The following is a 20,437-nucleotide window of genomic DNA, read 5'->3' on the forward strand; positions in this document are numbered from 1 at the left end:
CCGACCGGGCGCCCGTGTCCACCGTAGGCCTCCCCGTGACCTGGTGCATCTGCGTCGGAGCGCCCCGGGCGCCGGGCGGGCCACCCGGATAGCCTCGGGCCGTGGACAGTGCGACGGACCCCGGGCGGGCGGCCGGCGGGAGGGACGGTCACGAGGTGACCGCTGCCCGCGCCACCGCGCCGGCGGAGCCCCAGCGTGAGCTCGGCGGCTACCGGCTGCTGCGCAGGATCGGCTCCGGCGGCATGGGCGAGGTCCACGAGGCCGTCGACGGCGACGGGCACCGCGTGGCCCTCAAGCTGCTCCACCCGCACGTGGCCAGGGAGGCGGCTTCGCGGGCCCGGCTCGCCCGGGAGGTCCAGCTCCTCCACCGCGTCAGGGCGCCCGGCGTCGCCCGCGTCATCGATGCGGAGGTCGAGGACTCCGAGGCGTTCGTCGTCACCGAGCTCGTGGACGGGCCCACCCTCGAGGCCGACGTCGCGGAGCACGGCGCGTTCTCCGCCGAGGAGATCGTCATGCTCGCGCACGGGCTCGCGGACGCCCTGCGGGCCATCCACGCCGCCGACATCGTCCACCGGGACCTCAAGCCCGGCAACGTCATGCTCTCGCCGGACGGGCCGGTGCTCATCGACTTCGGCATCGCCCAGGTCGTCGACGACGAACGGCTCACCCAGACCGGCCTCGTCACCGGCACGCCGGGCTATCTCGACCCCGAGGTCCTGGCCGGCGCGGAGCCGTCGCCCGCGTGCGACTGGTGGGCATGGGCGGCCGTGCTCGTCCACGCCTCGACCGCCCGCCCGCCGTTCGGCCGGGGACCGACCGCCGCCGTCCTCGGACGGGTGGCGACCGGCCGGGTCGACCTCGAGGGCGTCGAGCCCCTGCTGGCCCGCGCCCTCGCGGCCGCGCTGAGCCCCGACCCGGCGCACCGGCTCGACCCGTCCGCCGTGCTCGACGTCATCGACGGGGAGATCGGGCGCGACGGTCTCGAGGAGCGGATCGCCGAGCGGCAGGCCAGGGAGCCGTCGTCGGCGGTGCACGGCGTGCTTCCCGCCGACCACGCGGCGACCGGCGTGCTGCCCGGCGGCGCCCCGGGCGCGCCGCACGCTCCGCACGATTCGCGCGGCGCGCACGGCGGCGCCGGGCACGGGGCCGAGGTGCAGGGTCCGGCCGGGTACCGAGCGGCCGGCCACGTCGCGTCGGGCCACGGACCGTCGGACCACCGGTCGTCGGACCACGGCGCGCCCACCTACCCGCCGGGCGGCGGCGCCGACGGGCGGACCCGCGTGGCCGACCCCGCGTGGGCCGAGGTCGCGGGGCACGGGGCCGCCGGCGGCTACGACGCCCACGGCTACGACTCCCACGGCGGAGCGCCGGCCGGCGCACCCCCCGGCGGCCAGGCCCCGCGCAGCTACCCGCCCGGGTCCGCCGAGCGGCAGGACGCGGAGCCCTGGGCCGACGGCGGCGGGCAGCGCGGCGCGCAGCGGTACGGATCGGGTCCGAGCGGGGGCCAGGGCCGTCCGATCGGCCCCCTCGGGCTCGATCGTCCGGACCCGGAGACGGGCCCCTACGGGCGCAACCCCGGCGGCCTGGCCGCCTACGGCAACGCCGGCACCGAGCCGCCCGACGGAGCGGGTGCGCGATCCTTCCTCGGCGAGGACGGGCGACCGCCCGCCTGGGCCCGCCCGCCGGCGAGACGGACGGGCGTCGCGGCCGCGGCCGGGCTCGCCATGGCCACGATCGCCCCGCACGCACCGGGCTGGTTCCTCGTCCTGCTCGTGATCTCCACCGTCCTGCTGGCGGCCTGGGGGCAGGCGGACCGCGCCCGGCGCAACGCGCGCCTCAGGCGGGGCGTCCGCGCGGGCGACACCGGTCGGATGCTCGCCGCGATGCCCTGGTACCTGGTCGTCGGCGCGCTCACCAGCGCCGTCGGCATGATCATCGGGCTCGTGCTGGCGGCGTCCGTCGTCCTGGGGGCCGAGCTGCTCAGCGGCGAGCCGGCGTCACCGCCGGTCCTGCTGCTCGCCGGGATCCTCGCGGTGTGCGGCGTGTGGCTCGCGCCCACCGGGAGCAACGCGCGCGAGGGGTTCCGGTCCGTCGTCGGCGCCCTGGCCCCGGGACGGCTCGGACGGATCGTGCTGCTCGCGGCGTTCCTGGCGCTCGCCGCCGTCGCGGGCGGGACCGTCGCCCTCGGTGCCGCGCCCGAGCCGACGTGGTGGCCGCTGCCGGACCTCGGCTCCCTCACGGCGGGCTGACCTGCAGCACGCGGGCGCCGTGGTCCACGGCGGACCGCGGCCCGCCCCGTCCGGCGCGGCGGACCGACGCCCGACGGCGCTGGGAGCCGACGCATCCCGTCCGTGAGACGCGCGAAGGAGCTGAGAGACCGGCCACGTTCGTCCGGTCGCGAGACAGACGCCGCCCCGCCGCGGTGCCGGCCCGTCGTAGTGTGGGCTCGCCTCCGGCCGGTCGCGGGAGGTGACGGTACGACGGAGGACTGGACCCATGGCCAAGAACGACCGACCCACCGCGAACGAGCGGCGCGAGGCCGCCCGCGAGCGAGCCCGCAAGGTCAAGGCGGAGCAGGCGCGCCGGGCCCGCCGCAACCGGATCCTCACGATCGTCGCCGTCGTCGCGGGAGCCGCGCTCGTCGTCGGCGTCATCGGCTACATCGTCTGGCAGGGGACGCGCTCCCCGCTGGACGAGTACGAGGGGCCGGTGCCGGAGAACGTCGAGGCCGACGGCGCGATCATGGTGGGTCAGGACGGCAGCGCCGGCAGCACGACCGACGGGGCGCCGGTCATCGACGTCTACGCCGACCACACGTGCAGCTACTGCGCGAACTTCGAGGAGGCCAACGGTGAGGGCCTGCAGATGCTGGTCTCCGAGGGCGAGGCCCAGGCCGCGCTGCGTCCCGTCGGCCTGCTCGACCGGTCGGGCGACTACTCCGGCTACTCGGGCCGCGGGGTCGAGGCCATGTACGTCGTCGCCGACGGCGCTCCCGAGCTGATCTTCGAGGCCAACGACGCGCTGTTCGACCTGTGGGTCGGCAACCTGGAGGTCATCCAGTCCACTGGGCAGGAGCCCAGCGACGAGGAGATCATCGCCGCCCTGGAGGGTGCCGGCGTGCCGTCCGAGGTCGCCTCGAGCATCACCGACGACGAGTACACGGAGTACGTCGAGGCCGTGACCGCGCAGGCCGTCGCCGACGGCGTGGAGGGCACGCCGACCATCCTCATCGACGGCGACGAGTTCACCGAGGGCCGGTACACCCCGGGCGGTCTCTACCTCGAGGTGACCGGCAACGAGCAGCCCGCCGCCGAGACGTCGAGCGACGCCCCGGCCGAGGCGCCGAGTGACGAGAGCCAGTCCGTCGCCCCCTGACACCTCGCGTACCCTCGGCGCAGGCCCGGCTCCGGCCGGGCCCGCGCCGACTTAGCTCAGCTGGTAGAGCACCCGCCTTGTAAGCGGACGGTCGCGGGTTCGAGTCCCGCAGTCGGCTCCGCGCCCAGGGGCGTCACGGGCGAGAGCTCGAGCCGCGGCCAGTGCGCGACGTCGCGGAGCATCTGCCGGTCGTGGCTGGCGATCACCACGGCAGCCTGGGTCGCCTCGAGCGCCTCGGTCAGCTCCTCCACGAGCGCGATCGACAGGTGGTTCGTCGGCTCGTCGAGCAGGAGGACGTGCGGCCTCGAGGCCAGGGCGAGGGCCAGGTCGAGCCGGCGCTGCTTGCCCATCGACAGCTCCCGCACCGGCCGGCGCTGCTCGTCCGGCCGCAGCAGGCCCAGACCGGACAGTCCGACGACCCGGCCCTGGGGCAGCACGCCCTCGGACACGAGCCGGCCCACGTGCCGCTCGTACACCTGGTGGGCGGTGAGCCGGCCCGGGGACGGCGACTCCTGGCCGAGCAGCTCGACCCGGGCCGTCCGGGCGACGCGAGCGGTCCCGGACGTCGGCTCGAGCCGCCCGGCGAGGAGCGCGAGCAGAGTCGACTTGCCCGCCCCGTTGGGACCGGTGACGAGCAGCCGCTCGCCGGCGGGGACGTCCACCGTGGTCGGCCGGTCCAGCCGACCGGCCACGGTGACCTCCTCGGCCGCCAGCATCGTCACGCCCGTGCGGGTCCGCAGCTCCGGCATCTGCAGGCGCAGCGGTGGGTGGGGCGTCGCAACCGACTGGGCCTCGAGCGCCTCCCGGCGCCGGTGGACGGACTTCACGAGTCCCGGCGCGCGGGACTGGCGCTGGTGCTTGCCGGTGCCCTTGTCCGGCCGCCAGCCGGTGACCAGCCGGTCCTGCGCGGAGGCGAGGTCATGCGTGAGGCGGGCGCGCTCGACCTGCTCGGCCTCGTGCTCGGCCACCCAGCGTTCGTACTGGGCCCGTCGGCCGGTCTGGTAGCCGGCGAACCCGTCGCCGTAGACCGTCGGGCGGCCGTCGGGGCTCGGGTCGAGATCGATGATCGAGGTCGCCACGTCCGTGAGCAGCGCCCGGTCGTGACTGACGAGCACGACTCCGCCGCCGTGCTCGCGCAGCGACGTGGTGAGGAAGTCCAGGCCCGTGGCGTCGAGGTGGTTCGTGGGTTCGTCGAGCAGCAGGAAGTCGTGGTCCGCGCCGAGGAGCGCCGCGAGCCGCACCCGGTAGCGCTGTCCCACGGAGAGCGTGGCGAGCAGGCGGGTCCGGTCGGTGACGGCGTCGAGCCGCTCGAGGGCGACGTCGACGCGGCGGTCGGCGTCCCAGGCGTCCAGCAGGGTGGCTGCCTCGAGGGCCGCCGCGTACCGGGCGTCCGCGCCGTCGGTGCCGTCCGCGAGCCCCCTCGCAGCCTCGTCGAGCCGGGCGAGCGCCCGGCGCGAGTCGGCCAGCTCGGCGTCGACGAGGTCGCCGACGGTGCGGCCGTCGCCGGCGGGCATCTGCTGCTCCGCGACCCCGATCGTCCCGGTGCGGTTCACCGTCCCGGAGTCGGGCGTGAGATCGCCGACGAGGACGTGGAGCAGGGTCGACTTGCCGCGGCCGTTCTCGCCGACGACGCCCCACCGCGAACGCGGGGAGACGGTGAGGTCGACGCCGGTGAGCACCGGGATGCCGCCCCTGGTGAGGTGGAGGTCGGTGGCGGAGAGCTGGGCGAGGGTGCGCGCGGGCACGGTGGGTGGGGTGATCGTCATGCGTTCCTCCTGACGGGCGCGCGCGGCGCGGCATCCGTCGGTCCGCGGGCGCCGTGCGTGCGGCGGCCCGCCGGTGTGCAGGGTCCGGTCGACCGACCCGCGGGCCGTCAGGCGGGCGGGTCGGGAGCGGGAGTCCTCAGAGGAACAGCAGCTGCTGGATCACGGGGGCCAGCCTAGGCGCGTCCGACCGGACTGTCCCGTGCATTTTCCGTGGCACCCGCTACGGCAGGCGCCAGTCGACGGGCTCCGCGCCGGCCGCGAGGAGCAGCTCGTTGGTCCGCGAGTAGGGCCGGGAGCCGAAGAAGCCCCGGTAGGCGGACAGCGGCGACGGGTGCGGCGACGCGACGACCGGGGTGTCGCCGAGCATCGGGCGCAGCGTGCCGGCGTCCTTGCCCCACAGGATCGCCACCAGGGGTGCGTCGCGCTCGACGAGGACCTTGATCGCGTGCTCGGTGACGGCCTCCCAGCCCCACCGGCGGTGCGAGGCTGCGGCGCCGGGCCGCACGGTGAGCACGCGGTTGAGGAGCATGACGCCGCGCTCGGCCCATGGCGTGAGGTCACCGTTCGAGGGCGGGGGAGCTCCGAGGTCGTCTGCGAGCTCGGTGAACATGTTCCGCAGCGACGGCGGCAGCGGGCGGACGTCAGGCGCGACCGAGAAGCTGAGGCCGATCGGGTGCCCGGGTGTGGGGTAGGGGTCCTGCCCGACGATCAGCACCCGAACGTCCGCCAGCGGGTAGGTGAACGCGCGCAGCACGTGATCGGCCGCCGGGAGGTAGGTGCGCCCCTGGTCGAGCTCGCCGCGCAGGCGCTCGCCGATCTCGGCGATCTGCGGGGCGACCGGCTCCATCGCGGCCGCCCAGCCGGCGTCCATGATCTCGGTCAGGGGGCGTGCGGGCATGTCGGCCAGGCTAGTCGGGGACCGGGCCGGGGTCCGGGGTGGCCGCGGGAGGGTGCGTGCCGCCCGGGCCGCCGAGGTGCCGGGCGAAGCGCACGAGCAGCGGCAGGGTCCACATGACGACGAGCAGGCGGACGAGGTGCATCCCGGCGACCACCGCGCTGTCGACCTCGAGCGAGATCGCCGCGGCGACCATCTCTCCGACGCCGCCGGGCACCATGCCGAGCACGGCCTCGGCCGGCGGGAGGAGGCCGAACCCGTACAGCGCGAATCCGAGTCCTACCCCGACGACGACGACGAGCACCACGGCGATGACGCCGGGCGTGAGGAAGCGCGCGAACTCCCGGAAGATGTCGGGCCCGATCGTGGCGCCGATCGCGGCGCCGACGAGGATCTGCGCGGTGGGCGAGAGGAACGGGGGCATCGTCGTCGTGCCGCCGATGACGAGATGGACGGCCGCGGCGCCGACGACGCCCCCGGTGATCGGCCACATGGGCACGCGCAGGAGCCGGAACACGGCGGCGACCGCGATGGCGCCGGCGATGATGGCGAGGACCTCGAGCCAGTTCATCGGGTCGAGAGATAGGCGACGAGGAGCGGGAGCGCGACGAGCACGATGACCATGACCCGCACCGTGTGTATGGCGACCACGAGCGACGTGCGCGCGCCCCAGTCCATCGACACCCCCACGATCTCGCTGAGCCCGCCGGGGGCCGTGGCGAGCACCGCGGTCATCGCGTCGACCCTGTACCTGCGTACGAGGACCAGCGCGAGCGCCACGTTGATGAGCAGGAGGATCGCCACCGAGCCGAGCACGGGAAGTGCGACGCGGGCGAGGATGCCGAGGGCGTGCGGCTCGAGCCGGACACCGGTCAGCGCACCGAGGAGGACGAACCCGACCACCCGCACGGCGCGCGGCATGTTCACGGCGGAGGTGCCCGGGACCGCCCGGTTGGCGAGCGCGCCGCCGATCACCGAGCCGAGCAGGATGCCCGCGGGCACCGACAGCAGGTGCAGGACGAGCGCGCCCACCGAGGCCCCGGCCAGGACCCGCGCGATCCCGAGGCCGGCCGCGAGCCGTCCGCGACCGTCCCCCGGCGTCACAGGCCGGCAGCCCCGGGGTTGAGCTCGTCCGGGGACAGGGTGCCGCCCAGGTAGGCCTCCAGCTGGTCGGCGGCCATCGTGGCGAACTCGTCGAGCACCTCGTCGACCGTCCAGCCGACGTGCGGGGTGAGCAGCGCGTTGGGCAGCGAGCGCAGCGGTGAGTCGGCAGCCAGGGGCTCGTGCGCGAACACGTCGAGCCCGGCGGCCGCGAGGGGCCCGGCGCGCAGCGCCTCGACCAGCGCGTGCTCGTCGACGATCGCGCCGCGCGAGGTGTTGACGAGGACGGAACCCTCGCGCATCGAGGCCAGCTCGCCGGCGCCGAGAAGCCCGTGGACCTCGTCCGAGAGCCGCAGGTGGATGCTGACGACGTCGCAGGTGGCGAGCAGCTCAGGCAGCGGCACCCGCGGGATCTCGGGGTTGGCCCCGGCCGAGCCCGGACGGGCCCAGGCGACGACGTCCATGCCGAAGGCCTGGGCGATGCGCGCGACGTTCGTCCCGTGCCGCCCCGTGCCCAGCAGCCCGAGCCGGCGTCCGGCGAGCGTGCGCCCCGTGAGCGCGGGCCAGGCGCCGGCATCCATCTCGCGCAGCGCGACCGGGAAGTGCCGCAGCGCCCCGATCATCAGCGCGAACGTCAGCTCGGGCACGGCCGCACGGGGGCCGTGCGCACGCCTCCCGTGCGTGACGACGATCCCGCGCTCGCGCGCGGCGGCGGCGTCGAGGTGGTAGGCGTGCCCGCCCGACTGGAGGACGACCCTGAGGGCCGGCAGGCGGTCGAACGTGGCGGCGTCGAACCGCGTCCTCTCGCGCACCGCCATGAGGTGCTCGACGTCGGCGAGATCGGCGTCGGGGACCTCGGCGAGGGGACGGTCGAGAACGGTGACGTCCGCGAGCTCGCGCATCCGGCGCACCCCCTCGGAGCGGGCGAGCCGGCCCTCCCAGTCGTCGAGGACGAGCAGGCGGGGCCTCACGCGCCGACCTCCGCCGCGGCGGGCGAGCCGGAGCGGGCGAGGGCCTCGGCGGCGGCGCCTGCGCCCCCGATGCGGCCCCATACGGCGCCGCGGGGGAGCCCGGAGCCGGCCGGGTAGTTGTGGTAGAAGAACCCGCCCGTGATCTCTCCCGTGGCGTACAGGCCCGGCATGACGCGGCCGGCGACGTCGAGCACCCGCCCCTCGGCGTCGATCCTCAGTCCGCCGTAGGTGAAGGTGATCCCGCAGGTGACCTGGTAGGCCACGAAGGGGCCCTGCTCGATGCGGGTCGACCAGTTCGACTTCACGGGCTGCCCGTGCGGGGCCGACCGCAGGCCGTCCATCCGGAAGGGGTCGAACTCCTGCTCCGGGCAGGCCGCGTTGTACGCCTCCACGGTGGCGAGGAATCCCTCGACGTCGAGGCCGAGCTTCTCGCCGAGCTCGGCGAGGGTGTCCGCGACGACCGGTGTGCCGGTGGAGTAGCGGGTCTCGAGGAGGTGGACGGTCTGCGCGTCGAAGATCTGCGCGGCCCAGGCGCCGGGCTGCTCGCGGATCTTCGAGCCCGTCTTGGCATAGGTCATCCACACGTGGTCCGACGCCTCGTCGACGAACCGCTCGGCGTCCCGGTTGACCATGATCGAGTAGGGGTAGGAGTACCGGCTCATCTTGTCCGTGTACCGCAGGTCGCCCACGGCGGGGGCGTCGAAGTCCAGGGGGGAGGCGTGGCAGCCGCCCCAGTGCCCGTGCGCCTGCGCGCCGCGCTCGAGCGCGTGCTCGAGGACGTGCCCCTGGTTGAACCGGGTGCCGCGGACCTTGGCGAGGTCCCAGCCCGGGCCGAGCCAGCGCTGGCGCATCTGCGGGTTGGCCTCGAAACCACCCGAGCCGAGCACGACGACGCCCTCGACCGGTCGCTCGCCGTCCGGCCCCTTGACGACGACGCCGGTGACCGCCGTGCCGTCCATCATCAGCTCGAGGACGGGGGAGTCGTACCAGACCTCGATCCCCTCGCGCTCGACGGCGGCGTACAGGTCGGCGATGAGGCCGACCCCCTCGTCGTGGGCGCGCAACGCGCCGCCCGGGGGCAGGACGTACTCCTGGTCCGGGTCGATGTTCTCCGGGTCGATGAGCTTGCCCACGGCGAGCTCCCAGCGCACACCCTTGCCGGCCATCCAGCGGATCGTGTCGAGCGCCTTGTCGACCAGCCCGTCCTGGAGGTCGGGGTCGATGCGGCCCTGCGTGGAGAGCTGGAGGTCGGCGACGTAGTCCGCACGGGTGTAGGGGTCGACGCGCACGCGGTCGGCCCAGGCGGCGGACTCCTCGACGAGCAGCGGCAGGAGGTCGTCCATCCCGCCGTGCGCGCAGCGGAACAGCCCGCCGGAGAACCGGCTGTTGCCCCCGCGCTCGGCGTGGGGCGCGGCCTCCAGCACGAGGACCCGGGCCCCGTTCTCGTGCGCCGAGAGCGCCGCGGTGAGCGCGGCGTTGCCGCCCCCCACCACGACGACGTCGACGGAGGTGATGGATCGAGCGTCGTCGGTCGTTCCCATGTGGTTCGGTGCTCCTGTCCGGGTCAGGCGGTGGCGGTGGCCTTGACGACCACGACGGGGCACTCGGCGGAGAGCAGCAGCCGCTGCGTGCTGGAGCCGAGCAGGAACTTGCCGACGGCGCTGCGGTGCCTGATGCCGACGATGATGATGTCCTCGGCCGGGTCCTGGACCTCCGCGGCCGTCGTGTCGTCGAGGTTGGCCCCAGGCGCGGCGGGGGCGGCCACGGAGAACTCGACGCCTGCGTCCGTGAGCAGGGTGGTGACGTCGTCGTAGGGGACCTCGCCCTTCTCGCCGCCGACGCTCGAGCGCCCTCCCGACCCGTCGACGACCCGCAGGCTCTGCCCGCGGTCACGCGCCGTGCGGACGGCGTGCTGCAGGGCGGCGTGCCCCTCGGGCGTGGGCACGTAGCTGACGATGACTGCCATGGAGCGATCTTGCATGCAACGTGTTCCGTGCGCAAGGTCATGTTGCATACTTTCCTCATGGACGGAGCGACGACGACCCTCGACCTCGCGGTGATCCGCGGTGACGGCATCGGACCGGAGCTGGTGGACAGCGCGCTGGCGGTCCTCGACGCGGTCGCGCAGGTCGACGGTTTCTCGGTCGCCGTCCACGACGAGCCCGGGGGAGCGGCCGTCTACCGCGAGCTCGGGGAGCCCGTCCGGGAGGGCGCGCTCGACCGTCTGCGTGCCGCCGACGCCGTCATCAAGGGACCGGTCGGGCTGCCCGACGTCCGGCGCCCGGACGGCACGGAGGGCGGGCTGCTCGGCGGCGTCCTGCGGGTCGGGCTCGACACCTACGCCAACGTCCGGCCCGTGCGGCTGCTCCCCGGTGTGGACGGCCCCACCCGGCACGGCGCCGGCGAGATCGACTACGTCATCGTGCGCGAGAACACCGAGGGCCTGTACCTCTCGCGCGGCAACGGGGTGGCGACGCCGCACGCGGCCTCGGACCAGATGCTCATCACCCGGTTCGGCACCGAGCGCGTGGTGCGCCACGCGTTCGAGCTCGCCCGCTCGCGTTCCGGCGCCCCGAGCGACGGCGTGCGTCGGGTGACCTGCGTCGACAAGAGCAACGTGCTGCGCAGCTTCGCGCTGTTCCGCGCCGTCTTCGACGAGGTGGCCGCCGAGTTCCCCGACGTCGCTGCCGACCACCTCTACGCCGACGCCGCCGCGCACGCGCTCGTCGCCCACCCCGAGCGCTTCGACGTGCTCGTCATGGAGAACTTCCTCGGCGACATCCTCTCGGACCTGGGGGCGGGGACCGTCGGCGGGCTGGGCATGTGCGGGTCGGGGAACATCGGCGCGGACGCCGCGTACTTCGAGCCCATCCACGGCAGCGCACCCGGCATCGCGGGGCAGGACCTGGCGAACCCGCTCTCGCAGCTGCTCAGCGTCGTCATGCTGCTCGACCACGTCGGCCGGCCCGGATCCGCCCGGCGCGTCGGGGCCGCGGTCACGGCCGCCCTCGCCGACGGGGCCGTGCGCATCGGACCGACCGGCTCCCCGGCAGGCGGGACCCGCGCGGTGACGGCTGCCGTCGTGGAGCGGATCGCGGGATGAGGGGGCGTCTCGGGGCGGGACCCGCCCGTGGCACGGTGCCGGGGTGCCCGCCGCTCGCCTACCGTGGGGCGCTATGACGACCTCCGAGGGCCCGGACGGGCTGAGCGCGTACCTCAAGCCGGGCACGGCGCGGGGGCGGACGACCGAGGCCGTCACCGATGCGATGCGGGAGGCGATCCTCGACGGCGTGCTCGCTCCCTCGACGTGGTTGCGGGAGGACGAGCTCGCCCAGTCCCTGGGCGTGAGCCGGACCCCGGTGCGCGAGGCGCTGCGCCGGCTCTCCGACGAGGGCCTCACGGTCAAGACGGCCCATCAGGGCACCGTCGTCGCGCCGATGACGCTCGAGGACCTGCTCGCCCTGTACGTCGTGCGGGAGAACCTCGAGGGGCTGGCCGCGCGTCTCGCGGCCGTGCGCGGGAACGACGTGCTGGCCGCGACGCTGCGGGAGATCAACGACCGGATCCGGACCGCGCACGAGGCCGGCGACGTGCCGGAGGTGCGGAAGGTCAACCTCGAGTTCCACCGGGTCCTGCGCGACGCCTCCTCCAACCCCTACCTCGGGCGCTTCCTCCAGCAGGTCGAGCACGCCGTGCGTCGCCTCAACGCGACGACGCTCGAGGCGCCGGGTCGGGTCGAGGAGGTGCTCGCCGAGCACGAGGGGATCATCACCGCGGTGGCCGCCCAGGACGCGGCGGCGGCGGAGTCCGCGGCGAAGGCGCACATGCGGCGCGCGCGCGAGCTGCGGCTGAACGCGGTCCTCGGCTCCTGACGACCGTCCGCCGTCGGACGGCGTCCCGGCCGGGTCGGTGCCCGTCCGGACGCCGGCGCCCGAGGTCGCGCCGAACGAGGTCGCGCCGAACGAGGTCGCGCCCCCGGCGCACCCGCGCGAGGCGGGGCGCCGGGAGCGCGACGTCGGATCCGGGTCAGACGATGCCGGGGATTCCGACCGGCGTGAGATAGCCGATGGGTAGCCCGATGTCGGCGAACTCGCGCAGCGCGACCATCACGGCGATGGTGACCGCCGTGTAGACGGCGATGTGCCACCACTTCATCTCGGCGACGACGCGGAGGAAGACCGGGATGAACACGACCGCGGCGAGCAGCATGCCGAGGACGTAGACGAGCACGATGAAGCTGATGAGCCAGCTGAAGGCCGAGAGGACCCACCTGAGCTCCTGGCGCCACTCCGCGCGGTCGACGTCGGCGTCGATCTTCCTGCGGTTGCGGAGCTCCATGACGAGCACGATCGCGGCGAGCACCGCCCCGAGCGCAGTGATGAGGCTCGGCACGAGCCGGGCTCGCTGGCTGAAGTCCTGGGCGAGGACGAACGCGCCGACGAACACCAGCAGGAACGCGGCGGCGATGACCACGCGCCAGATCGCGGGCGGCTCGGCGCTCTCGCCGCCCTCGGCGTCGTCGTCGTCGTCCGGCATGAGGCCCGGGACGTCCGGGTCGCGACGGGCACGGACCCGACGGTAGACCGCGAGGGCGACCGGGACGAGCAGGATGATGATCATGACGATCACCGCCGGCCGGACGAGCCACTCCGCGGGGGTGTACAGGTTCTCGGTGAGGTAGTAGTAGCGCTCGAGCGGTACCGCGAGGACGAAGCCGATGAGGAACGGCGCGCGTGGGATGTGCGCGATCTTCATCAGCCAGCCGATGATGCCGAGCGCGAGCATGACGAGCAGGAGCTGGATCTCCTTGGAGTCCTGGTAGCCCGCCATGAACAGGATGACGATGAGGCCGCCCGCGATCACCGGGAACCGCACGAAGCTGAGCTTGGCGAGCGGGGCGGCGAGGAAGAAGCACAGCGCGGCGCCGACGACGCTCGCGATCGCGAAGGACCAGACGATGACGTAGACGGTGTCGAGGTTGTCCTCGATGATCCGGGGGCCGGGCTCGATGCCGAAGATGAGCAGCGCGCCGAGGAGCAGCGCGGCCGGTGCGCCACCGGGGATGCCGAAGAGCAGGGTGGGGATGAGGTCTCCCGCCTCGACCGAGTTGTTGGCGCTCTCGGGGGCGATGATGCCGCGGGGGTCGCCCTTGCCGAACTTCTTGCGGTCCTTGCCCTTCATGGAGGCCTTGGCCTGGCCGTAGGCCATCCATGTGCCGGCCGTGGCGCCGAGGCCGGGCAGCACCCCCGCCCAGATGCCGACGAGAGCGCCGCGCAGGACGTGGCCGAAGTTCGAGAACACGTCCTTGATGCCGGTGCCCCAGCCCTGGCCGATCCCCATTCCGGTGGCGACGGAGGTCTTCTTGGCCACGCGGGAGATGACCTCGGCGATGCCGAAGATGCCCAGGGCGACCGCGACGAGGTCGAGCCCCTCGGTGAGGAACAGCGAGTCGAACGTGAAGCGGTAGTCGGGGGCCGCGGGGGCGCCGCCGATCTGACCGAGGAGCACACCGAACGCACCCGCCAGCAGCCCCTTCATCATGTTGCCCTTGGACAGCAGCGCCGTGATCGAGATGCCGAGCACCGTGAGCATGAAGAGCTCGGGAGACCCGAAGGAGAGCACGAGCGGCCGGGCGATCGGGATCGAGAGCGTGAGGCCGAGGGCGCCGAGCAGACCGCCGAACATCGACGACAGGAATGCGATGGCGAGCGCACGGGCCGCCATGCCCTGCTTCGCCATCTCGTGACCGTCGAGCATGAGGACGGTCGCCGACGCGGAGCCGGGTATGCCCATGAGGACGGAGGCGATGGTGTCGGAGGTATGGACGACCGCCACCGCCCCGATCATCAGGGCGAGGGCCTGGTTGGGCTCGAGGACGAAGATGAACGGCAGCAGGATCGCGACCGCGCCGGTGCCGCCGAGCCCGGGGATGATGCCGATGACGAGACCGGCGACGATGCCGGCGCCGAGGAAGACCAGGGTCGCCGGATCGAGGAGGGAGGACAGTGCGCTTGATGCGGCTTCGAGCATCGGATCGCCTTTCGCGTGAGGTCACGCGCGGGTGCCGGCCGGATCACCTGGCCGACGGGCACCCGCGCGATGATCAGAACGTCGTGTCGTGCTGCTCGGCGAGCATGTCGATCGTGTACTGCTGGACCTCGGGGTCGATGTTGAAGGCCTCGCGCAGGTCGTCCTCGGCGACCTCGCCCGGGTAGAGGGGGTAGCCGCCCAGCACGTCGGCGGCCGCCTCGTTGAACTCCTCGTCGTCGGTCAGGGCCCCCGCCGCGTCGCGGACGCTCTGGACGATCTCCTCGGAGGTGCCCTCGTTCGCCCAGATGCCCTTCTGGTAGACGAACCCGGGGATGAGGAACGCGCGGTAGGCCTCGTACGCCGGACCGGACGGGGCCTCACCGTGGATCGACTCGAACGCCTCCTCGACGGTGGGCAGGTCGGGGACGTTCGGGTCGCGGACGATCTCTCCGTCCTCGATGACGCCGAACGACATCAGCGGTACGGCGTCGCCGCTCTCGACCAGCGGGGCGACCTGCGTGAGGTAGGCCGACGTCGTCTGGTAGTCGAGGTTGACCTCGCCGCGCTCGAGGGCGAGCCGCGCGGGACCGCGTCCCTCGAAGCCGAAGGTCGCCTCGATGTCGACCTCGAGGACGTCCATCGCCTGCAGGAGGGAGAGGTCGAGCCCGGTGGCGCTGATTCCGCCGTAGGTGAGGGTCTCGGAGTAGTCGGCGAGGTCCTCCACGCTCTCGATGCCGGTCGAGGAGGACACGTAGATGACGCCGCCCGTGCCGTTGAGGACGAGGGGCTCCATGACGGAGAAGTCGAACTCGACCTCCGGCCGCCCGAGCAGCGCCTGGAAGTAGGTGGTGCCCGAGGTGACGAGGAGCTCGGAGCCGTCCGTGCTCCCGTCCTGGACGAACTGGTTGGAGCCGGTGATCGACTCTCCGCCGGGGCGGTTCTCGACGACGAACGACGAGCCGCTCTCGACGTTCTCCTCGAGGTAGGGCGTGAGGAACCGCGCCCAGGTGTCGGTGCCGCCGCCCTCCGAGTAGGGGACGACGAGGTTGACGCGCTCGGGCAGCTCGGAGGCGCCCTCCTCGCCCTCCTCGCCGCCGATGCCCTGCGGGTTGCCGCACGCGGCGAGCAGGAGAGCGACGGTGGCGGCGGAGCCGGCCAGGGCGGCACGGCGGTGGGTGAACTTCATGGTGTCTCCTTCGTGGTCCGCGGGCGTCGGTGCCCGTGGGGGACGTCGGTCATGGTCGGGGAGCAGGGGACGGCTCGATCAGTCGTGCAGGAGCTCGTCGGGGACGAGGACGGTGCCCTCCATGAGGCGACGTGCGGTGCGGTAGCCCGCCACGCTCGGCACCTGCCAGGAGCCGTCCTCGGCCTGGACGACCTCGGCGGAGAGCTCGAGGACGCCGGCAGTGTGGCCGATGAGGCAGGGGCCCGCCACGCCGCCGGACGCCTCGTGCACGACGGTGCCCGGGATCGCCGAGGCCACCGCCGTGGCGATGCCACCGGTGAGCGCGTAGCTGCGGTGCAGCCGGCCCATCGACATCATGGCGGCGCGGATCGTCGTGCCCGTGGCGGCCTGGGTCGTGCCGTCGCTCAGCGCGTAGTCGCGCGGTGCGCCGACGAACGCGATCTTCGGCACCGAGGGCACCTCCTTCGTGGCGATCTCCACCGTCTCGGTGATGCCGGACAGTACGGCGGCCTGCGCGCGGACGGACTCGATGCGCGCGAGCAGCTCCGGGTCGCCGTCGATCTGGTCGGGGTGCTCGAGGCCGGTCAGGCCGAGGTCCTCCCAGCGCACGAACACCAACGGGTTGGCGGCGTCGACGATGGACACCTGGGCGGTGCCGGTGCCGGTGCCGGGCAGGTCCACGGTGTCCGTGACGTTGCCCGTGGGCAGCGTGGCCCCCGTGACGGCGCCGCCCGGCTCGATGTAGTCGAGCTGGATGCGTGCGCCGGTCCCCGGGACGCCGGGCAGGTGGAAGTCGCCGACCGGGTCGAACCGGCCGTCCCTCGTAGGGACGTGGGCGACGATCACCTTGTCCGTGTTGGTGTTGAGGAACCGGACGATCGTCACGGGGTCCGTCGGGGTGACCAGGCCCTCGTCGACGGCGAACGGCCCGACCGCGGAGGAGATGTTCCCGCAGTTGCCTCTCCTGTCCACGAGCGGACGGTCGATCGCCACCTGACCGAAGTCGTAGAGGACGTCGACGCCGCGCTCGCGACCGTCGGAGATCACGGCGACCTTGCTCGTCGTCGACGTCGCGCCGCCCAGGCCGTCGATCTGACGGCCGTACCGGTCGGGGGAGCCGTAGGCGGCGAGGATGAAGGCGTCCCGCCCGGCGGGGTCGGTGGGCAGGTCCCTCTCGTGGAAGAACACGGCCTTGCTGGTCCCACCCCGCATGATCACACCGGCTGCTCGCATCGACCAGGTCTCGCTCTCGTCCTTGAGTTGCATGCACGCTGCACGCTGGCTCCGTGCATCTTGCATGGTCGGTGAGGTCAACGCAATCGATAGTTTCTCGAGCCACCCTTAAGCAGCCCTTAAGGTTTGTCGCATGAGCCCGGACATCCATCAGATCCGCGTCGTCTCCGAGGTGGCGCGCTCGGGCAGCATGACGGCGGCCGCCAGGTCGATGGGCTACACCCTGTCCGCCATCTCCCAGCAGGTCCGGCGCCTCGAGTCCGAGATCGGGCTCGCCGTGCTCGAGCGGCACGCACGGGGCGCCCGCCTGACCGATGCCGGGCGGGCGGTGGTCGAGGCCGGCGGGGCGGTCGAGTCGCAGCTGGCCGCGCTCGACGACCGGCTGGCGGACATCGCCGGCCTGCGAGCAGGGACGCTCCGGCTCGCGACCTTCCCGACCGCGGGAGCCGGTCTGCTCCCGGTCGCGATCACCCGCTTCGCCGCCCGGCACCCGGGCGTGACGCTGTCGCTGCGCAGCGCCCGCATCGGCGCGTTGCTCGACCTGCTGCGGGCGCGGGCCGTCGAGTCGGCCCTGCTGTGGGACTACGAGTGGACACGATTCGACGAGTCGGACCTGCACCTCGAGCTGCTCATGCGCGACCCGACCGACCTGCTCGTCGCCGTCGGTCACCCGCTCGCCGGGGCGCCGAGCCTGCGCATGGCCGACCTGGCGGGCGAGCGCTGGATCACCCGCGCCGAGGGGCACCCCGTGGCCGACGTCCTGCGGCGCAGCGCGGTCGCCGCCGGGTTCGAGCCCACCGTCGCGTTCGAGGCGCACGACTACCAGGAGGTGCAGGGGATGGTGGCGGTCGGTCTCGGTGTCGCCCTCGCGCCACGGCTCGCGACCGCGAACCTGCGCGCCGACGTCCGGGCGATCCCGCTGGGCGACGACGCCGCCCATCGGCGGATCCTGCTCGCGCGCGACGCGCGGCGGGTGCCGGCGCCGCCGGAGCTCGCGATGCTGGAGGTGCTCAGGGGCGTCTCGACGGAGGTGGCCGGCCAGCTGCGTCCGGGATCGCGCGAGTCGAGGGCGGGCTCCCGCTGAACGCACCCGGTGGCGCGCGCCCTGCTCGCCGACCTGCGACTCCGGTCGTCGAGGATCGGCGGCTCCGATCATCCGAACGGCCGCCCTTGCCGCCCGGACCCACGTTGCATACAATTTGCATCCGGCGGCTGCCGGGGCGACCCGCGTCGCTGTGCCCCGGCCCCACCGACACTCCCGAGGACGCCACCATGACTGCAGAGACCAGCTCGCCCGGAACGACCGACGTCGTCGTCGTCGGCGGAGGCAACGCCGCCTTCGTCGCGGCGCTCGCTGCCGCGGACCGCGGCCGGAGCGTCGTGCTCCTCGAGGCCGCCGTCGACGGCGAGGAGGGTGGCAACAGCTTCTACACCGCCGGCGCCACCCGCATCGTCCACGACGGTCTCGCCGACCTGACGAGCCTGGTCGAGCCGGACGAGCGGCACGCGACCACGGAGGTCCCGCCCTACACCGAGGCCGACTACGTGGGCGACCTGGAGAAGGTGACCGCCGGGCGCAACGACCCCGAGCTGAGCCGGGTGCTGGCCGCCGAGTCGCGCGAGGTCCTCCAGTGGCTCAAGGACTCCCACGGCGCGCGCTACCGCCTGATGTACGAGCGTCAGGCCTACGAGCGCGACGGCGGCGGCTACCTCTTCTGGGGCGGCCTCCACGTGGGCAACGTCGGCGGCGGGGTCGGACTGATCCGCGACCACCAGGCCGCCGCGGAGCGCGCGGGTATCGACGTCCGGTACGGCCACCGCGTGACCGAGCTCGTCAGCGGCGACGGTGCCGTTCGGGGCGTGGTCGCCGAGACCGCCGACGGCGGGCGCGTCGAGATCACCGCCGAGTCCGTCGTCATCGCGTCCGGCGGCTTCGAGGCGAACCCGGAGATGCGCGAGAAGCACCTCGGGCAGGGATGGGGCGGCGCGAAGCTGCGCGGCACCCCGCACAACACGGGCACCATGCTCGAGCGCGCCCTGGACCTCGGCGCAGGCACGAACGGTGACTGGGGCTCGTGCCACGCGGTCGCGTGGGACGCATGGGCCGAGGACAACGAGTCCAACCGCGAGCTCACCAACCGGCTCACCCGCGGCGGATACCCGCTGGGCATCGTCGTCAACATCGAGGGGCGCCGGTTCGTCGACGAGGGCGCGGACTTCCGCAACTACACCTACGCCAAGTACGGCGCGGAGATCCTCCGCCAGCCCGGCGCGATCGCCTTCCAGGTCTTCGACTCGACCCAGCGCCCGCTCCTGCGCACCGAGGAGTACGACATGCCGGGCGTCGGCGTCGTCGTCGCGGACACGCTCGAGGAGCTGGGCGAGGGGATGGGGGTCGACGTCGACGCGTTCGCCGCGACGGTGCGCGAGTTCAACGCGAGCATCGACCGCTCGATCCCGGCGGACCCGACCGTCAAGGACGGACGGCGGGCCGCGGTCGAGCCCCCGAAGAGCAACTGGGCGCTGCCGATCGAGGAGGGCCCGTTCTACGCCTTCCCGGTCACGTGCGGCATCACCTTCACGTTCGGCGGGCTCGCCACCGACACCCACGGCCGGGTGCTCGACGGTGCCGGCGAGCACATCGCAGGCCTGTACGCGTGCGGAGAGGCGCTCGGCGGTCTGTTCGCCGGGAACTACCCGGGCGGGTCGGGCCTGGCCGCGGGGGCGGTCTTCGGCCGTCGGGCAGGCACCCTGGCCTGAGCACGGTGGGCGAAGCGGACCAGGAGGTGCCGGTGGGCGAGCCGGGTGCGCGGTACGCACCGGGCGAGCTGGAGCGCGTGGCCGCCGGGATCCTCCGTGCGCTCGGCGTCCCCGGGGTCGACGCCGACCTCGTCGCGGACTCCCTCGTCCAGGCCGAGGTGTGGGGGCACAGCTCGCACGGGCTGCTGCGCCTGCCCTGGTACGTGGCCAGGCTGCGCAGCGGTGCCGTGCGTGCCGACGCCGCAGAGACCGTCCTGGTCGACACCGGGCCGCTGGTGCTCCTCGACGCCGCCGACGGCATCGGTCAGGTGATGGTCGAGCGGGCCCAACGGCTCGCGGTGGACCGGGCGCGCCGGTTCGGCATCGCCGGCGTCGGTGTGCGGCGTTCCAACCACTTCGGCACGGCCATGTACTTCACGCGCCGGGCAGCCGAGCGGGGCTGCGTGACCATCCTGTCGACCAACTCCTCGCCGGCCATGGCGCCGTGGGGCGGGAAGGAGAAGCGCGTCGGGTCGAACCCCTGGTCCGTCGCGGCGCCCTGGCGCGACGGCGTGATCTCGCTCGACGTCTCGAACACCGCCGTTGCGCGCGGCAAGCTCTACCTCGCGAAGCAGCGGGGGCACGACATCCCCCCGGACTGGGCGATCGCGGCCGACGGCTCGCCCACCACCGACCCGGGCGAGGGGATCGCGGGGACGATCCTGCCGATGGCCGGGCACAAGGGCTACGCCATCAGCTTCATGATGGATCTGCTCTCGGGCGCCCTGACCGGCAGCTCGGTGGGTACGTCCGTCGTCGGTCCCTACGTCCCCGACGGCGCCGGCGGAGTGGGGCACCTCGTCCTCGCGATCGACGTCGCGGCCATGGGGCCGGTGGAGGACTACGACGCCCGCGTGCAGCAGATGGTCGACGAGGTGCGCTCATCGCCGCTCGCGGCCGGGCACGCGCGGATCCACTACCCCGGCGAGATCGAGGACCTCGCGGCCGAGGCCGTGCGGGAGGCCGGCGGGCTCACCCTGCCGGCGCGGACCGTCGAGGAGCTGACCGGCCTCGCCGCGGAGCTCGGGGTGGCGGCCCCGAGGGCGACGGACGCGCCCGGCGCGGACTGACGCGGGATCCG

Annotated in this window: 16 protein-coding genes, 1 tRNA gene and 1 pseudogene; 8 read left to right on the top strand and 10 right to left on the bottom strand. The window is 73.8% G+C overall.

The genetic code is table 11. The features are described 5' to 3' along the window. Positions 1-101 precede the first annotated feature (101 nt). From ACPYO4_RS04720 to ACPYO4_RS04730, 3 genes are all read left to right on the top strand, one after another. On the top strand, positions 102-2,249 hold the full coding sequence (locus ACPYO4_RS04720; protein ID WP_425708062.1) for a protein kinase domain-containing protein: 2,148 nt from the start codon (positions 102-104) through the stop codon (positions 2,247-2,249). A 247-nt stretch (positions 2,250-2,496) separates the two neighbouring features. Continuing rightward, positions 2,497-3,375 carry a DsbA family protein gene (locus tag ACPYO4_RS04725; protein ID WP_425708063.1) on the top strand — a complete coding sequence of 293 codons (879 nt, stop codon included), beginning with the start codon at positions 2,497-2,499 and terminating at the stop codon, positions 3,373-3,375. A 45-nt stretch (positions 3,376-3,420) separates the two neighbouring features. Beyond that, positions 3,421-3,493, top strand: a tRNA-Thr gene (locus ACPYO4_RS04730). Positions 3,494-3,515: 22 nt separating this feature from the next. Here the strand turns inward: ACPYO4_RS04730 and ACPYO4_RS04735 are convergent. The 7 genes and pseudogenes from ACPYO4_RS04735 to ACPYO4_RS04765 form a co-directional block, all read right to left on the bottom strand. Beyond that, positions 3,516-5,141 (bottom strand): annotated as a pseudogene (locus ACPYO4_RS04735) (ABC-F family ATP-binding cassette domain-containing protein); the annotation flags it as partial. Between the two features lie 220 nt (positions 5,142-5,361). Continuing rightward, a complete protein-coding gene (locus tag ACPYO4_RS04740; protein ID WP_425708064.1) occupies positions 5,362-6,039 on the bottom strand; it encodes a uracil-DNA glycosylase in 678 nt (225 codons plus the stop codon). 10 nt (positions 6,040-6,049) lie between these two features. Then, the gene (locus tag ACPYO4_RS04745; RefSeq protein ID WP_425708065.1) at positions 6,050-6,607 is read right to left on the bottom strand and encodes an AbrB family transcriptional regulator; all 558 of its coding nucleotides are present in this window, start codon (positions 6,605-6,607) and stop codon (positions 6,050-6,052) included. Next, a complete protein-coding gene (locus ACPYO4_RS04750; RefSeq protein ID WP_425708066.1) occupies positions 6,604-7,140 on the bottom strand; it encodes an AbrB family transcriptional regulator in 537 nt (178 codons plus the stop codon). The genes ACPYO4_RS04745 and ACPYO4_RS04750 overlap by 4 nt, the downstream gene beginning before the upstream one ends. Then, the gene (locus ACPYO4_RS04755; RefSeq protein WP_425708067.1) at positions 7,137-8,108 is read right to left on the bottom strand and encodes an NAD(P)-dependent oxidoreductase; all 972 of its coding nucleotides are present in this window, start codon (positions 8,106-8,108) and stop codon (positions 7,137-7,139) included. Before ACPYO4_RS04755 ends, ACPYO4_RS04750 begins: the two co-directional genes overlap by 4 nt. Continuing rightward, on the bottom strand, positions 8,105-9,649 hold the full coding sequence (tcuA, locus tag ACPYO4_RS04760) for an FAD-dependent tricarballylate dehydrogenase TcuA (protein WP_425708068.1): 1,545 nt from the start codon (positions 9,647-9,649) through the stop codon (positions 8,105-8,107). Before tcuA (ACPYO4_RS04760) ends, ACPYO4_RS04755 begins: the two co-directional genes overlap by 4 nt. A 23-nt stretch (positions 9,650-9,672) precedes the next feature. Further along, positions 9,673-10,074, bottom strand: a complete 402-nt coding sequence (locus tag ACPYO4_RS04765; RefSeq protein WP_425708069.1) for a universal stress protein — start codon at positions 10,072-10,074, stop codon at positions 9,673-9,675. 57 nt (positions 10,075-10,131) lie between these two features. On the opposite strand from ACPYO4_RS04765, the gene ACPYO4_RS04770 reads away from it, so the two are divergent. Both ACPYO4_RS04770 and ACPYO4_RS04775 read left to right on the top strand, forming a co-directional pair. Continuing rightward, on the top strand, positions 10,132-11,211 hold the full coding sequence (locus ACPYO4_RS04770) for an isocitrate/isopropylmalate dehydrogenase family protein (RefSeq protein WP_425708070.1): 1,080 nt from the start codon (positions 10,132-10,134) through the stop codon (positions 11,209-11,211). 73 nt (positions 11,212-11,284) lie between these two features. Continuing rightward, positions 11,285-11,980 carry a GntR family transcriptional regulator gene (locus tag ACPYO4_RS04775; RefSeq protein WP_425708071.1) on the top strand — a complete coding sequence of 232 codons (696 nt, stop codon included), beginning with the start codon at positions 11,285-11,287 and terminating at the stop codon, positions 11,978-11,980. A gap of 154 nt (positions 11,981-12,134) precedes the next feature. On the opposite strand, the gene ACPYO4_RS04780 is transcribed toward ACPYO4_RS04775, so the two are convergent. From ACPYO4_RS04780 to ACPYO4_RS04790, 3 genes are all read right to left on the bottom strand, one after another. Then, complete coding sequence (locus ACPYO4_RS04780; protein WP_425708072.1) at positions 12,135-14,138, bottom strand: tripartite tricarboxylate transporter permease; 2,004 nt, start codon at positions 14,136-14,138, stop codon at positions 12,135-12,137. A gap of 73 nt (positions 14,139-14,211) precedes the next feature. Continuing rightward, positions 14,212-15,324, bottom strand: coding sequence for a Bug family tripartite tricarboxylate transporter substrate binding protein (locus ACPYO4_RS04785; protein WP_425708073.1), 1,113 nt, complete (start codon positions 15,322-15,324; stop codon positions 14,212-14,214). A gap of 78 nt (positions 15,325-15,402) precedes the next feature. Next, entirely contained in the window at positions 15,403-16,590 is a 1,188-nt protein-coding gene (locus ACPYO4_RS04790) for a 2-methylaconitate cis-trans isomerase PrpF family protein (protein WP_425708074.1), read from the bottom strand. Between the two features lie 100 nt (positions 16,591-16,690). Between ACPYO4_RS04790 and ACPYO4_RS04795 the strand changes: the two genes are divergently transcribed. From ACPYO4_RS04795 to ACPYO4_RS04805, 3 genes are all read left to right on the top strand, one after another. Next, complete coding sequence (locus ACPYO4_RS04795; protein ID WP_425708075.1) at positions 16,691-17,641, top strand: LysR family transcriptional regulator; 951 nt, start codon at positions 16,691-16,693, stop codon at positions 17,639-17,641. Positions 17,642-17,829: 188 nt separating this feature from the next. Further along, complete coding sequence (gene tcuA / locus ACPYO4_RS04800) at positions 17,830-19,317, top strand: FAD-dependent tricarballylate dehydrogenase TcuA (RefSeq protein WP_425708076.1); 1,488 nt, start codon at positions 17,830-17,832, stop codon at positions 19,315-19,317. A 5-nt stretch (positions 19,318-19,322) separates the two neighbouring features. Further along, entirely contained in the window at positions 19,323-20,426 is a 1,104-nt protein-coding gene (locus tag ACPYO4_RS04805) for an Ldh family oxidoreductase (protein ID WP_425708077.1), read from the top strand. Positions 20,427-20,437: the final 11 nt, after the last annotated feature.

It is taken from the genome of Georgenia sp. Z1491, from assembly GCF_049856175.1.
In the GTDB taxonomy this organism is placed as follows: Bacteria; Actinomycetota; Actinomycetes; order Actinomycetales; family Actinomycetaceae; genus JB111.